Origin of the sequence: Weissella confusa (assembly GCA_041871065.1) — a bacterium.
GTDB classification, from domain to species: domain Bacteria; phylum Bacillota; class Bacilli; order Lactobacillales; family Lactobacillaceae; genus Weissella; species Weissella confusa_A.
The window spans coordinates 1,253,688-1,267,500 of the sequence record CP168942.1; the positions used below are offsets into that span (position 1 = coordinate 1,253,688).

The following is a 13,813-nucleotide window of genomic DNA, read 5'->3' on the forward strand; positions in this document are numbered from 1 at the left end:
GCACTTCAAAAAGCATGCTTATCAAACACGCAAAAGTCCACACTAAAACCAATCTCATTGATAACTTTCTATCATTATGAAATCAGCTTAATTGCGCAATGGACCTTACCCCGTGTTCTTTTAGTAAGTGTAGTATGACAGAAGCGTTTGTCTTGGTCAAGCTGAACAACTTCGACATAACAAAAAGGAACCAGTCGCAAACCGATTCCCCAAAACAATATTATCTTAATCACAGTACAAATGAACTGCCTGAATAGCTGCATCTACCGTCGTGGAATCTGGATTACCATATACGTGGATAGGGGCCATTGGCACTTTTACACCGTCAACGTCCCTATAACCAGTAATTCCGACCGCATTCTCATTTGAATCAAACCAGAACCCGCCATTTTCCTGGTCATGCAATACCCAAGTCTGCTTATCTGGATGTTCGTTCAAAACCTGCTCTAATGGGCGGATAGCGTGATCGACACCATATGTTTGCGCGTCGAGCACCCAAGCTCGCTCAGTTGGGTTGGCTGGCAAAATTTCGCCGACACTTGGGCTGTCAGTTGCAACGACATGATTTGATTGCGTTGCGTACACAAACATCCCCATCGTCGCAACTGTTGCCAACAAAACTTGTTTGATCATAACTTCTTCCTTTGCGTTCCCTCTTGCAATATATTCATATTCCCACAAAGGTTAGAAGAAATTATGACCGTCACACCTGTTTGTTAGTGGTCGTTTACCTCAAAGATAATTTCATCCCCAACGTTTGCTTTAACGCCCAAAATCAACGCATTATGAACCGGATTTGATTCCTGTGACGGTATATCATTTATGTGAATGACTTTGCCGTTAAGACGAACAACTTGGCCAATCTTCGTACCCATCGGCAAATTTTCATCCAAGGCAACAAGTGTCATGTCTCTAATTGAAAATGCATCGATAACTTTTGCCATATCGGCCTCCAAAATACTATTTACTATGAGTATATCATTTTAGTTATTCTCAACCGATGAAAACTGAGCTGATAACCACTCAGCAATTAACATCATCGTTTCTTCCGAGTTATCCTTTTGAACCATTTCAAAAATGAATGCCTTAGCACGGTCATTGTAGTCGTCGTGCACCGGTTGATAGCCATTCTGCTGTAAGAAGCTCAAAACCACAAGCCCCGCAGTGCGCTTGCTGCCATCAACAAACACTGGCGTCTTAATAATCTGTTGCATCATATAAGCTGCTTTTAGCCAAACCGTCGGATAAACTTCTTGCCCAAATACAACCTGCTTCGGTTGATCAATCACAACTTCAAATGCACGTGGTGATTGAACGCCAGCATTTCCACCTAACGCCTCTACTGCATGCTTGTTCAAGGCAAGTAATTCATCTCGGGTTAAGTAATGCGTTTCTTCCATAATAACTATCTCCAGTCACTAACATCTCGAATACACATTATAGCCAGCTTCAGTTTGTTTGAGGCAAGATAAGTCAGATTATGAAACTTATCTTGTTCAGCGTCGTCTCACTTCTTCATAGACCCACTTCGCAGTACGCTCGTGAGCAACTCTATCATGATCGACAAATTTGAAGTCATATTGTTTTAAAACCATTAGTCCAAAAAGCTTTTTATCATACACAGTGCCAAAATAGTTCGTTTCGCCGAGCGTCGCCGTTCTGTAAGTCATCACTTTGTTTTCCTGATCAACAGATGATACATTACCTTGTACTAAGCCTTGCATTTGAAACAAAAACATCATGACAACCAGAAAGAATACGCTGAACACAATCTTATAAAAAATCGGTCTGATGCAGATTAATACCGCTATGCCTGTCAGAATAGCGAACCAGAACCATCCAAGTTTTAAAACTAACCAAAACTGCAAAGTACCATTAGTTATGACCGTCGGTGCGAACAACGCTAAAAGTAGTATTGCAATGAACTTTCGCACGTCAATTTTTCTTGTGGCAGTATTTCTGCGTTTACTATTATCTTTCATGCCAAATATCGTATCTAATAATCCATTAAAGAACAAGACAAAAAAGAGATACCGCAATAATTGCGATATCTCCAAAATTGTTATATTTAATTTTGACAAGTGTCCTAAATGTGTCCTAAAACGCCGTCAGTCCAGTCATACCAAGGGTTGGCATTAGTCGTTACGGGTGTTACCCTTTTCGTCGTGGATAGCACGGATCTTACCGTCGTTCTCCAAGTGACCAGTTCCCGTGTAAGGCTTCACTTCGTCAAAGAAGACACCCTTCTTTGCGTAGTGGTCAAGCAATTCTTGACGCGATGCCTCGAAACGTGGTGGCAAAGCGAACGTCGTACCCAAGTCGAACAATGATTCGTCCAACGTGAATCCTGGGTTCGTCGTAGCCAACTCAACACGGTTTCCACCAGGCTCGATGAAGTATGCTGAACGGAAGTATCCACGGTCGATAAAGACTTCACGCTTGTAGCCCAAAGCCTTGGCACGCTCCCAGAAGTACTTCAAATCTTCTTCTGACTCAACACCCAAAGCGTAGTGGTCAGTTGAACCCTTACCAAAGCGTGAGTTAGGTGCATCTTCAGCAGTTTGAACCAATTCAATAGCTTCAACGCCTTCCAAGTCGATGATGTTACCCTTAACTGGGATTTCCAACAAGTCTTCGAAGAAGCGACCAGTTGCAGCAACATCTGGCACGTGCAATTCAGCACCGATAACGCCAGTGATTTGGAATTCAGCAGGAACATCTGACATGTAGTTAATGTGCCAGTCGAAGTTCTTACCTTCAGTTTCTTGCATACGGATTGGCAAATCTTCGTAATCAGCCGTACGGATACGTCCCATTGCGTCAACTTCAGCCTTCAAGCCCTTTTCAGCAAAGCGGTCCAACCAGTATTGCGTTGATCCCTCAGGAATTGAGTAGTGGATGCCTGAGAAGAACATCTTACCGTCAGTACGGTCTTCTCGCAAGTCGTCAATTGGGAAGAACGTGATAACCGTTCCTGGCGTTCCCATGAAGTCACCGTAGTAAACGTGACGGTTCTTTGGGTTGGCTTGGTTAACTGAGTTCTTGATAAAACGCATTCCCAATACGCCAACGTAGTAATCTGCATTCAACTTGGCATCGCCAGTCAACAATGAAATGTGGTGAGTCTTCATAACTAACAAACCTCTTTTTGTGTGTTTCAATATTTTTTGTTTATTACTTTATGTGAGTATAATACCCAACCTTCAAAAACTTTGCACGTAAAAAGGGTTATGCAAAAGTATTATTTTGGATTCGAACGTATAATAAGCATTGTTATAAGCTTTTCACTTACGTTTTAGTTATAATTACCCTATAAAAATATATCGAGGTAAACAAAAATGGATTACAAGATCGAATCTAATATGCAATTCCCTTTGGTTAGCTATGACTTGTTGCCAAACGAAACCGTCCGCATTCAAAGTGGTGCGATGGTTTATCACACTGGCGACACTGAACTCAAAGGTCGTTTGAACGCAAACGGCGGTTCAGGTATTGGTAAGTTAATTCGTGCAGCCGGTCGTTCAATGGTTAGTGGCGAATCAGTCTTCATCACCGAAGTTACTGCTGGATCTCAAGGTGGTGAGTTGGCCCTCGCCCCTAATGTACCTGGTACAATCCAAGCATTGGAAGTCACTGCTGACAAGAACTACTACTTGAACGACTCAGCCTTCTTGGCGATGGACGGTACGGTGCAATACTCAATGGAACGCCAATCATTGGGACGTGCCTTCTTCGGTGGCCAAGGTGGTTTGTTCGTTATGAAGACGAGCGGTGAAGGTACCTTGTTGGTTGCCGCGTTCGGATCAATCAAGGAAATTGATTTGCAAGATGCCCACGACTTCACCATTGATAACGCTCACGTGGTTGCATGGGAAACGTCATTGAACTATGACATTCACCTTGAAGGTGGCGGTGTTATCGGCTCAATCGGTACGGGTGAAGGTGTCGTGAATACGTTTAACGGTTCCGGAAAGATTTTGATTCAATCATTGAATATCGAAAACTTTGCGAATGTCCTAAAGCCATTCATGCCACAACCATCATCAAATTAATGACAGCAAAAAAGACGGAACCAGCTGAGGTTCCGTCTTTTTTTAACGCTTAATGCGACTGAAAATTGAGACTCCAATCACTTGCACGACGACAATCAACACTGCCATTGGCAAGTACGTCGTTTGACCAAACAACCCGACGATTGGTGACATCAAACCACCAAGAGCGTAACGAGCCAAGCCCAACAACGCTGATGCTGAACCAGCATTTTCTTGCTGTCCTTGCATCCCCAACGCCGTCGTCAAAGAAATAATTCCACCAACCGTTGAAACAACGATGAACAATGGTGGCAAAATCATCCAAATTGACTTTGGCATAAAGGCTGTTGCCAACAACCACAAGCCACCAATGAAAGCGACACGGATAAACCACTTCAAGGCTGTGTACTCACCAAACTTGGCAGCCCAGCGACCTGACATGCTCGACATAAACGCGATTCCCGCACCATTAATGGCGTACACAATCCCAAACGTCGTCACCGACAAGCCAAAAATCTTTTGCAAGACGAATGATGATCCTGAAATGTAGGCAAACAAAGCAGCGGTCATGAAGGCTTGCGTCAACGCGAATAGCACGAATTGACGTTGCTTAAACAACTTACCGAATCCTGCCACAACCGATTGCTTTTCTTGTGGTGCTGCCTTTTCAGCTGGCAACGTCTCAGGCAATGAGAACAAGACCCCAGCGAACAAAATTACACCTAGCACGGCCAATACCCAGAACGTCATTTGCCAATCGGCCCAGGCGATGATGATTCCACCGAATACCGGTGCCAGCACTGGGAACACCCCGTTAATCGTTTGGTTAATCGCAATTTGTTGCGTCAATGTCTTACCGGTAAACAAATCGGTAATCACAGCCAATGACAACACAATGCCAGTTGATCCGGCTAATCCTTGCACCAAACGGAGAATGATTAGCACCCAAATATTTGGCGCAAAGACAATCGCTGCTGAACTCAATGCAAACGCAATTGTCCCCCACAACAACGGCTTACGACGACCGATACGGTCAGACCACGGTCCGACAATCACTTGCCCTAGCGCCAACCCCAATAGTGACGCCGTAATCGTCACTTGCGCTAATGAAGTTGATGTGTGTAAATCTTGTTGCAACTCTGGCAACCCTGGCAAGTACAAATCCATCGCTAGTGGTGAGAATGCACTCAAGACCCCTAGCAGGAATAGCTGTAGCTTTCCAATACTCTTTTTCATATCCTTCACCTTCAAATAAAAAACGACCCGCAACGAGCCGTTAAATTTCTATTACTCAGTATAGCCTTTCGCTTACTTTCACGCACTAACAAAGTGAGTGATAAATAGTCCAGCGATGTTGAAATAGATAATAACTGACGTCAAATCAGACAACGTCGAGATAAATGGTCCCGATGCAACTGCCGGATCCACCCCAATCTTATCCATAATCAACGGAATAAATGATCCAGCCACATTCGCCACCAAAATGGCGACACCCATGGCCAAACCAACTGCCACACCTAGTAGTAAGTTTGCTTTCCAGACCCAAACGACCAAAAATATTGTTACGCCAGCAGTCGTTCCAATCATCGCACCAATCAAAACCTCGGTTAACAACATCCGAAGTAATGAACTGGTTTCTTGCAACGCGATACGACGCACTGACACGGCCAACGATTGCGTGCCCGCATTACCGGCGGTTCCCGTAATTAATGAGATAAACACAGCCAAGATTGATGCTTGTTGGACCAACCCATCAAATGTATTGATGACACTGGCTGTCCCCATTCCCAAGAAAATCAAGCCAATCAACCATGGTAAACGTTTCGTCGCCGACTTAAAGGGATTCTCTTCCAAAGTGACGACGTCGACACCGGCCAAACGTGAGTAGTCTTCGGCGGCCTCTTCATCGATAACGTCCACGATATCGTCAACTGTGATAATACCGACTAGCTTGTTCTCCACCACAACAGGCATCGACACAAAGTTATAATCGGCCATCAAACGGGCAACATCTTCTTGGTCATCACTCGGTTCAACGGTAATCAAGTTTGTGTCCATGACGTCCGACACACGTGCCTCATCCGGCCAAACAATCAAAGAACGCAGTGAGATAACACCGACCAATGTCTCGTCATCATCAACCACGTAAATATACGTAATTTGTTCAGCCTCTTGGGCAGCGCGTTTCACGGCTGTCATGGCTTGGCCAATCGTCAAATTTTGATTAACGGCGACAAACTCGGTTCCCATCAAAGAACCAGCCGTGTCATCTTCATAATTCAACAAGCGACGAATTTCATCAGCGTCCGTCTTAGGCATCAAGGCCAAGTACATCGCTAATTCGCGGGGCTCTACTTCTTCCAGCAAGTCTACCGAGTTGTCGGTATACATCTGGTTCAGCATTTGTGCTGCATAACGGGGTGACATTTCTTCCAACAAGTCGTTCAAATCAACGTCTTCTGGCTCAATTTCGTCAAAGACAGCCGCCAATTCAGTCGGCGTCAACCACTCAATGATTTGGTGACGTAATTGCGACGGCAATGTCACATAAAAAACGGCCTGATCGTAACCGTGCAGTTCGTCAAAGCCGTCTAAGAACGCCTCACGTTCGCCGTGCTCCAAATACTGAACAAGGTGGTGGGCCTGGTCGGACAGTTCATCACGCATCTCCTCTGTGATGTCATCCATCATGTTATCTGCCATGAAACTATCCTCCCCAATCTATTATTAATTTTCGTCTGGTGTCACTTGGAACCCATCCAAGACATCAACGATATCTTGTGGTAGCGCACTTTGTACCGTGCGTTCCATTTGTGCGAATGGGTCGTAGAAGCGCAACCAGTAAGCGTGCAACGCTTGACGGGTAATGCCACGATCCATCGGACCACCATAAATTTCGTCACCAATCAATGGGTGACCCAGGTACTTGAAGTGCACACGAATTTGGTGCGTACGACCCGTGTGCAATTGCACGCGAACCAAGGTTCGGTTACCAAAACGCTTCACTACCCAGTATTCCGTTTGTGATGGACGCCCATCTTCACGGACCTCACGACGAATAAAGTCATCATCCATACGACCGATTGGCGCATCGATGAAGCCATAATCATCTTCTAAATCACCATCAACAATCGCATAGTAACGCTTGTCGACTGAGTGTGTTTGCAATTGCTTATCCAGCAAGCCGTGTGCAAAACGGTGCTTGGCAAGCAATGCGACCCCTGACGTGAATCGGTCCAAACGTGTTACCACGTGTGGCACCAAGTCTTCAGCGCCTGAACGCGCCAAATACCCCTTCACACGGTTAACCATGGTTGTCTCACGGTCAGCCTTTCCAGGCACTGACGTCACGCCAGCTTCTTTCTCAACCACCAACCAGTTTTCGTCTTCAAACAAAACCGTGATTGGCAGATCAGACATTGCCACAACGTCGTTTGACTCTTCTGGTGGCATCACAATCGTGACCTTATCACCAGGCTTCACTTCATCAACGGTACGCACTTGCTTACCGTCTAGCAAAACTGAGCCACCACCGCGCTTCACAATTGAAAACATACGGTGTGACACGCCGCGTTGTGCCAAAAATGTCTTAATTTTCAAGGTCTCATCGCCTTGGTTTGTCCAACTAAATTGGGCCATTAGTTTACCTCCGTGCCGATGAAACTTGATTGGACACGATGCCAGAAATGCATGTGTCGGTACTCAGCAAATTGAATTTTTGTTTGGGCGACACGGAACTCAATCCAGTCGATGTTTGAGGCAATCTTGCTCAAGTGGTCGAAACTCAATGTCACAGCAGCGCCATCGTTTTCTATTTGCACACGAATAACTTCGTGACTACCGATAATCAATGGTGAACCAAGTGTTCGGAAGACACGACTGTTGATTGAGGCGATTTCAGCCAATTGAATTGCTTCAAGACTTGGGTGCATGACAGCACCGCCGATGGCCTTATTGTAGGCCGTTGATCCAGTTGGCGTTGAAGCTGTTAATCCATCACCACGGAAGCGCTCAAATAGTTCGCCTTGAATGTAAACGTCCGCTACCAGCGTTCCCAAGGGACGCTTAATCGCAGCTTCATTCAACGCCAACACGCGTTCTTCGCGACCATCGGTATAACGTACGCGCGCTTCCAACAATGGGTACTTGACCGTACGTGACTCTTCATCAGCTACCAAGCTATCGATGAGTTCATTGATTTCAAAGTGTTGCCAGTCAGCGTAGAACCCCAAGTGGCCGGTGTGTACACCAATAAAGCGCACAAAAGCCAATTGATCGGCATAGTGGTGGAATGCACCTAGCAACGTACCATCACCACCGACAGAAATCACAACATCTGGGTGCTCATCGTCAAAGACAATGCGGTCCGTGTTGCGCTCTGCTAATTTCTCTTTAAATAAGGCAACAACAGCTTTTGATTGTGCGCCATTGTTACTATAAATTGCTAGTTTCATGCTAGTCGTCTTCTTTCCTGCTACCTGGATTAGGCCTCGGTATGATTATCTAACCCATTGTGTAACTCTGAGAACAATTCGTCAACGCGGATACTTAATTCAGCCACCTCACGCAACTTCTCAGTCATTTCTTCAGTATATTCACCGTCGTACTTGTAATTAATCGCGTGTTCAATCGTTGCCCACACGTTCATTTGCATCGTACGTACTTGAATTTCGGCCAAAATCTTCTTTTCGCCAGTGATTGTTTGAACTGGATATTCAATCACGATGTGGTAAGAACGGTACCCGGATGGCTTAGCATTCGTCACGTAATCACGTTCTTCCAAAATTACCATGTCTTTTCGTTGGCGCAGCAGATCAACAATCTTGTAGATGTCTTCTGTGAACTGCGTCATGATTCGAACCCCCGCCAAATCTTCCATGTCTTGTTCCAAACGTTCTAGGTCAATGTGACGTCGAACTGCTTTTTCCTCGATATTTGGAATAGCTTTAACACGTCCAGTCACAAACTCAACCGGCGTCTTCACGCCAGCCAATTCAAATTCCGTGCGCATACCACGTAACTTGACCTTAAGTTCGTCCACAGCCTGAACGTACGGTTGTAGTAATTTCTCCCACTCAATCTGTGTCATGTCGTTATCCCCCGACTTTTTTCTCACTTCCTCTATTATAGCAAAATGACCAACCTTTTTCCCGCTAATTCTTTGCCTTTAATACAAGAGATTCGAAACAGATTTTCAGCATTTTGACCCCAAATGCGCTATGCTTATTACGGTTAAAAATTCACAGAACTTACGCATCTCACACATAAGTTTTGTGACACTTGTTGCAAGCGGGTTAAGAGTTGATGATATTGCGAATTTTGAAGCTTGCAAATTAGACAGCGCCCGGTTGAACAGGTAATATAATCGAGGATATGAAAAAGACATGCATTTTTTCACATCCATAAGAAAAGTTTTGGAGGTCGTGGCTCATTATGTTAGAGGTGTACCACTTCGTGAACCCACTTTCCGGTGACTGCTTAGAGACCGAAAAGAAACTAGCGACATACGTAGAACAATCAAATATAAAAGTTGCCATGCAAATCATTCCAGTTGTGACGATGCAATCTGCGCGTCAAACTGCGATGGCGGCATCAAACTCATTGCACCCTTCTTTGCATGATTTGAACGTCGTATCACAAACACTTTATCAAGTGGCTGTTGATACCAAGGCGGCGCAATTCCAAGGAAAGAAAGCTGCGCGTGAGTACTTGATGGCTACCCAACAGGCCCTATTACAGGGAAACGCCTATTCTGATGAATTGGTGATGCAAACTGTTAACGATTTGGCATTGGACCAGGAAATGTTTGTTGAGGATCGCAATAGCGACCTTGCTGTGCAAGCATTCCGCGCTGATCAAAACTTGGCAGCCGAAATGGGTGTTCGTAACTTCCCTGCGTTGGTGGTTTACGACACTGATCGTTCTGAATATGCCGTCAGAACCGATGATTTTTCTGATGAGCACTTGACCCGACTTTTCTTGTCGGCAACTCGTCAGCGGCTAAGAGAATATGACGGCCTCCTACACAATGGTGGCGTCACAGAAGTAGAAGAAGGCTAAAAGAGACCTAGCAAGGCGGTAACCCGTCCTGCTAGGTCTCTTTGCTTTATCCTAATTAACGCTTGAACGTAAAGCGTAGGCCTTCTACTGGCTTCATATCGCGTGTGTAGAATTGCACGATAAACTGCGTTGGCTCAACCGTCAAAATGGCATACGTGCCACCAAGGTAGGCATATTGTCCCTTTGGCAATGAAATTGAACCTGGGTTGATGAACAAACGACCATCAATCTCTTCTGCTCCCAAAACGTGCGTGTGACCTGACAAGACCACATCAACACCCTTAGCTGAAGCAACTTCACGCAATTGGTTCAATGATACCTCAGTGTGTACCAAGTGACCGTGCGTTTGGTAAGCCGTAAAGTTGTCATCCTTGTAATCACGGTCATCTTGGAACATTGGATCCGTATCCATGTTTCCGATAACTGGCAACAAGTCGTTGAACAACTCATCAGAGCGTGACAACTCTGAATCACCGTTGTAGAACATGGCCTTTACCTTACCGCGGTAGTGATTCACGACATCTTCCAAAATTTGGCGATCGCCGTGCGCATCAGAAATAATCAAGTAATCCATGATTTAATCCTCCCACCAGTCTTTAAACTCAGTCATAAACTCACGCAAAGCTGCCCCACGGTGTGAAATTTCATTCTTTTCAGCTGGCGTCAATTCGGCCAACGTCTTATCGAATGGCTCATAGTAGAACAATGGGTCGTACCCAAAGCCACCTTCACCGCGTGCTTCACGCAAAATGCGTCCGTCCACCTTACCAGCAGCAACCAAGCGCTTGCCATCTGGCTTAATTGCCACAATGACAGCGTGGAATGATGCTGTACGGTCGATGTCAGGTGTGCTTTCAAGTTCGTGCAACAACTTTGCATTGTTCGCTGCATCATCGTGATCACCTGCATAACGTGCTGAATGAACACCTGGTGCCCCGTTCAACGCATCAACCATCAAACCGGCATCTTCGGCAACAACTGGTACGCCAAATGCGTGCGCAATCGTTTCTGCCTTGATAGTCGCATTCTCTTGGAATGTCGTCCCATCTTCAATGATTGCTGGCACATTGTCCAATTCGTTCAATGACACAACTTCAATACCAAGTGGCGTTAGGAACTCGCGGAATTCGCGTACCTTACCTTCGTTCTTTGACGCAAAAATTAACTTTGCCATGAGGCCCCCTTTGTGACTTTAGTCTGTAACAGATTCGTTCAACACTAGTGTATCACCAACGATATCCAAGTGCTTAACAGTCATTTCCTTATCATCCAACCAACGACCACCGATTGTGGCAAAACGCTTTACGCTACCAGTTGTAAAGTATTCGTCGTTCGTGTGATCAGCTGGGTTTGCTGCAGCGTGACGCAAATCATACTTGTCCAAGAATTCGACAACCGTTGAAATCGTCTCGGCACCAGAGTTAACCAACGTTACCTTAGGTCCCATTGCTTCTTGAATGAAGCCTTCCATCAATGGGAAGTGCGTGCATCCAAGAATCAACGTATCAACTTGGTGGTTCTTAAAGTACGTCAACTTTTCTTTCACCACTTGACGGGCAAATTCTGACGTGTAGTCGTGATTTTCGGCCACGTCAACGAATTCTGGTGCGGCAAGTTGCACAACGTTAGCTGCGCGGTTACCTTGCAACAAGCCGTTGTAGTAAGCCAATGACTTAACTGTTCCAGCCGTTGCGATAACACCAATTTCACCGTCCGTTGACTTACGCAAAGCGGCATCGACACCAGGTTGGATAACACCAACGACCGGGATGTCTAGCTTTGCTTGAAGGTCAGGAAGTGCGGCCGCAGTCGCTGTGTTGCACGCCACGACCAACATCTTGATATCCTTCTTCAGCAAATAATTAACCATTTGCCAAGTGAAGCCGAGGACTTCATCCTGTGGGCGTGGACCATAAGGCATACGCGCCGTGTCCCCCACGTAGTAGACTTGTTCATCAGGAATTTGCAGCAAGGCTTGCTTGACCACGGTCAACCCACCGATACCAGAATCGATGTAACCAATTGCACGATTATCCATTATCTTCACTTCTTTCGTTTTTTCTAAGTCTTCATTATAACATTGCCAGGCCTATTCCGGAAATCTACAGTTAAAAAGTAAAAGACCTGGTAAAGAACCAGGTCTAATCGCTTACTTTGCAGCCAACTTCAAGATGTCAGCAGGTGTTTCAAAAATAACATCCGCTTCATCGTTAAAGACAGCGCGGTCACGGACACCCCATGAAGCCATTCCAAACTTAATACCGGCGTTGTGCGCCGCGTGCATGTCGTGCACTGAATCACCGATATAAATTGACTCTGAAGGATCCGCATCAAGATCAGCCATTGACTTCAAAATTGGATCAGCAGCCGGCTTCATCTTTGGTGTTTGACCTGCAAAGACGAAATCATCGAAGTAGCCGTTGATATCAAAGTTATCAGCGTGATCGGCGAACTCTTCTGGCGTGTTAGAGGTCACAATCCCCATCTTAACCCCGGTCGCCTTCAAGTCAGCCAACATGTCGTGAATGCCGTCAAATAGCTTCACTTCGTTCCAGAAATCGTGGTAGTGACTTTGCCACTGCTTTTGCATTTCTTCTGGGTTTTCGATGTTGAACTTAATCAACGCATCCAATGAAGGCAACCCGAAAATGGCGTATAGCTCCTCATATTCTTTATGAATACCGTTGGCTTCCAAAGTGAATTGCAATGACTTCATGTACATGCTCTCTGTGCTCAACAATGTGCCATCAACGTCAAAAATGAATGTCTTCATAGTCCTGTGAACTCCTCAATACTTAGTGCCTTCATTATAGCACTAGGTTATGCCTATTTTTAGTGTTGAACGGCACGCATGCCCACTGTCATCACCGTTAAGACAATTACCGCTAATAGCTGACCAAGCATGACGCGTTGCAGCGCAACCCAGTAGGCATGTTCCAGCGGGACAGCCAGCACAACGGTCGCTAGGACCACAATCACCGTCGCCACACAACAGCTAGTTCGTGTTGAAACACGCTTTAAGAAGAAATATAACGTCATCGTTGCAATAATAGCTGGCAAAATAATCAAAATTGGATGTACACCAATTAAAGGTGTTAGTAAAATATCGCTTATATAGATGAGTAACAATAGGATTTGAACCATAAGTTTAACCTCCTGATTTAACCATACCAAAGGCAAAAAGAAAAAGCCGACCCTATCCAGGTCAGCTAAAAATTTCTTAATATATTGCCGGCATGTCTTGGCCAACTTCGACCATTTCCAGCTTATTTGCGGCATCCACAATTAATGCATACGCGTAACGATCAAATTGAACCGTTTCAATCGCTTTGCCCCACTTTAGAACATTGGCCTTTGGCATCAAATCTTGTGCAGCTGCCCAACGTGCAAACTCAATCACAATATCATCAACGAATTCAAAGCCGTCTGGGCCAAACAAATCAAAGGTTTGGAACTTTTGGCGCAAGACACGACCTAACATATCAGGTGTAATCGCTTCTAAACTAGCCTGTGTTTTAACCGCTAGTTCATCCAGAACCATTGATATAATCGCTTGCGCTGTTTCCAACCCTTCAGGCGTCAACTCATCACGGTCACCCAAGTCCGTCATAAAGTCGTGAATGGTGTCATCATAGTCTGGCACCTCACCGTTAGCACCTGAATAAGATAGTTCATCAGGCTCATGCGCCAGAATCCCCGTAATAAGTGCCTGCAGTTCCGCC

At 45.3% G+C, this 13,813-nt stretch carries 18 protein-coding genes (1 of these 18 running past the window's edge); 2 read left to right on the forward strand and 16 right to left on the reverse strand.

The window, feature by feature from the left end; genetic code table 11:
* Positions 1-225: 225 nt before the first annotated feature.
* From ACAW68_05900 to ACAW68_05920, 5 genes are all read right to left on the reverse strand, one after another.
* Positions 226-633, reverse strand: coding sequence for a hypothetical protein (locus ACAW68_05900; protein XGA15026.1), 408 nt, complete (start codon positions 631-633; stop codon positions 226-228).
* Positions 634-716: 83 nt separating this feature from the next.
* Positions 717-944, reverse strand: coding sequence for a hypothetical protein (locus tag ACAW68_05905; GenBank protein XGA15027.1), 228 nt, complete (start codon positions 942-944; stop codon positions 717-719).
* A gap of 39 nt (positions 945-983) precedes the next feature.
* Positions 984-1,400: a type II toxin-antitoxin system death-on-curing family toxin gene (locus ACAW68_05910; protein XGA15028.1), complete on the reverse strand. Its 417-nt coding sequence runs from the start codon at positions 1,398-1,400 to the stop codon at positions 984-986.
* A gap of 96 nt (positions 1,401-1,496) precedes the next feature.
* A complete protein-coding gene (locus ACAW68_05915) occupies positions 1,497-1,982 on the reverse strand; it encodes a hypothetical protein (GenBank protein ID XGA15029.1) in 486 nt (161 codons plus the stop codon).
* Between the two features lie 153 nt (positions 1,983-2,135).
* Positions 2,136-3,131 (reverse strand): VOC family protein, encoded by a 996-nt coding sequence (locus ACAW68_05920; protein ID XGA15030.1) that lies wholly within the window; start codon positions 3,129-3,131, stop codon positions 2,136-2,138.
* Between the two features lie 207 nt (positions 3,132-3,338).
* Between ACAW68_05920 and ACAW68_05925 the strand changes: the two genes are divergently transcribed.
* On the forward strand, positions 3,339-4,052 hold the full coding sequence (locus ACAW68_05925) for a TIGR00266 family protein (protein XGA15031.1): 714 nt from the start codon (positions 3,339-3,341) through the stop codon (positions 4,050-4,052).
* 42 nt (positions 4,053-4,094) lie between these two features.
* Here ACAW68_05925 and ACAW68_05930 read toward each other — a convergent pair whose 3' ends face one another.
* The 5 genes from ACAW68_05930 to ACAW68_05950 form a co-directional block, all read right to left on the reverse strand.
* Positions 4,095-5,267 carry a multidrug effflux MFS transporter gene (locus ACAW68_05930; protein XGA15032.1) on the reverse strand — a complete coding sequence of 391 codons (1,173 nt, stop codon included), beginning with the start codon at positions 5,265-5,267 and terminating at the stop codon, positions 4,095-4,097.
* A 78-nt stretch (positions 5,268-5,345) separates the two neighbouring features.
* The gene (gene mgtE, locus ACAW68_05935; GenBank protein XGA15033.1) at positions 5,346-6,734 is read right to left on the reverse strand and encodes a magnesium transporter; all 1,389 of its coding nucleotides are present in this window, start codon (positions 6,732-6,734) and stop codon (positions 5,346-5,348) included.
* A gap of 24 nt (positions 6,735-6,758) precedes the next feature.
* Positions 6,759-7,670: an RluA family pseudouridine synthase gene (locus tag ACAW68_05940; GenBank protein ID XGA15034.1), complete on the reverse strand. Its 912-nt coding sequence runs from the start codon at positions 7,668-7,670 to the stop codon at positions 6,759-6,761.
* Entirely contained in the window at positions 7,670-8,485 is an 816-nt protein-coding gene (locus ACAW68_05945; GenBank protein XGA15035.1) for an NAD kinase, read from the reverse strand. The genes ACAW68_05940 and ACAW68_05945 overlap by 1 nt, the downstream gene beginning before the upstream one ends.
* Before the next feature lie 29 nt (positions 8,486-8,514).
* On the reverse strand, positions 8,515-9,120 hold the full coding sequence (locus ACAW68_05950) for a GTP pyrophosphokinase family protein (protein XGA15036.1): 606 nt from the start codon (positions 9,118-9,120) through the stop codon (positions 8,515-8,517).
* A 344-nt stretch (positions 9,121-9,464) separates the two neighbouring features.
* Between ACAW68_05950 and ACAW68_05955 the strand changes: the two genes are divergently transcribed.
* A complete protein-coding gene (locus ACAW68_05955) occupies positions 9,465-10,091 on the forward strand; it encodes a DsbA family protein (protein ID XGA15037.1) in 627 nt (208 codons plus the stop codon).
* Positions 10,092-10,146: 55 nt separating this feature from the next.
* Here ACAW68_05955 and ACAW68_05960 read toward each other — a convergent pair whose 3' ends face one another.
* The 6 genes from ACAW68_05960 to ACAW68_05985 all read right to left on the reverse strand — a co-directional run.
* Positions 10,147-10,665 (reverse strand): YfcE family phosphodiesterase, encoded by a 519-nt coding sequence (locus ACAW68_05960; protein XGA15038.1) that lies wholly within the window; start codon positions 10,663-10,665, stop codon positions 10,147-10,149.
* A 3-nt stretch (positions 10,666-10,668) separates the two neighbouring features.
* Positions 10,669-11,265, reverse strand: coding sequence for an XTP/dITP diphosphatase (locus ACAW68_05965; protein ID XGA15039.1), 597 nt, complete (start codon positions 11,263-11,265; stop codon positions 10,669-10,671).
* An 18-nt stretch (positions 11,266-11,283) separates the two neighbouring features.
* Positions 11,284-12,129, reverse strand: coding sequence for a glutamate racemase (gene racE, locus ACAW68_05970; protein XGA15040.1), 846 nt, complete (start codon positions 12,127-12,129; stop codon positions 11,284-11,286).
* 111 nt (positions 12,130-12,240) lie between these two features.
* Positions 12,241-12,864, reverse strand: coding sequence for an HAD family hydrolase (locus ACAW68_05975; protein XGA15041.1), 624 nt, complete (start codon positions 12,862-12,864; stop codon positions 12,241-12,243).
* A 59-nt stretch (positions 12,865-12,923) separates the two neighbouring features.
* Positions 12,924-13,235, reverse strand: coding sequence for a hypothetical protein (locus tag ACAW68_05980; GenBank protein ID XGA15042.1), 312 nt, complete (start codon positions 13,233-13,235; stop codon positions 12,924-12,926).
* A 76-nt stretch (positions 13,236-13,311) separates the two neighbouring features.
* A protein-coding gene (locus tag ACAW68_05985; protein ID XGA15043.1) for a hypothetical protein crosses the window boundary here: on the reverse strand, positions 13,312-13,813 show its end. The gene runs 929 nt beyond the window's last position; 502 of the gene's 1,431 nt are visible here — the last part of the coding sequence; its start codon lies off the right edge, out of view; the stop codon is at positions 13,312-13,314.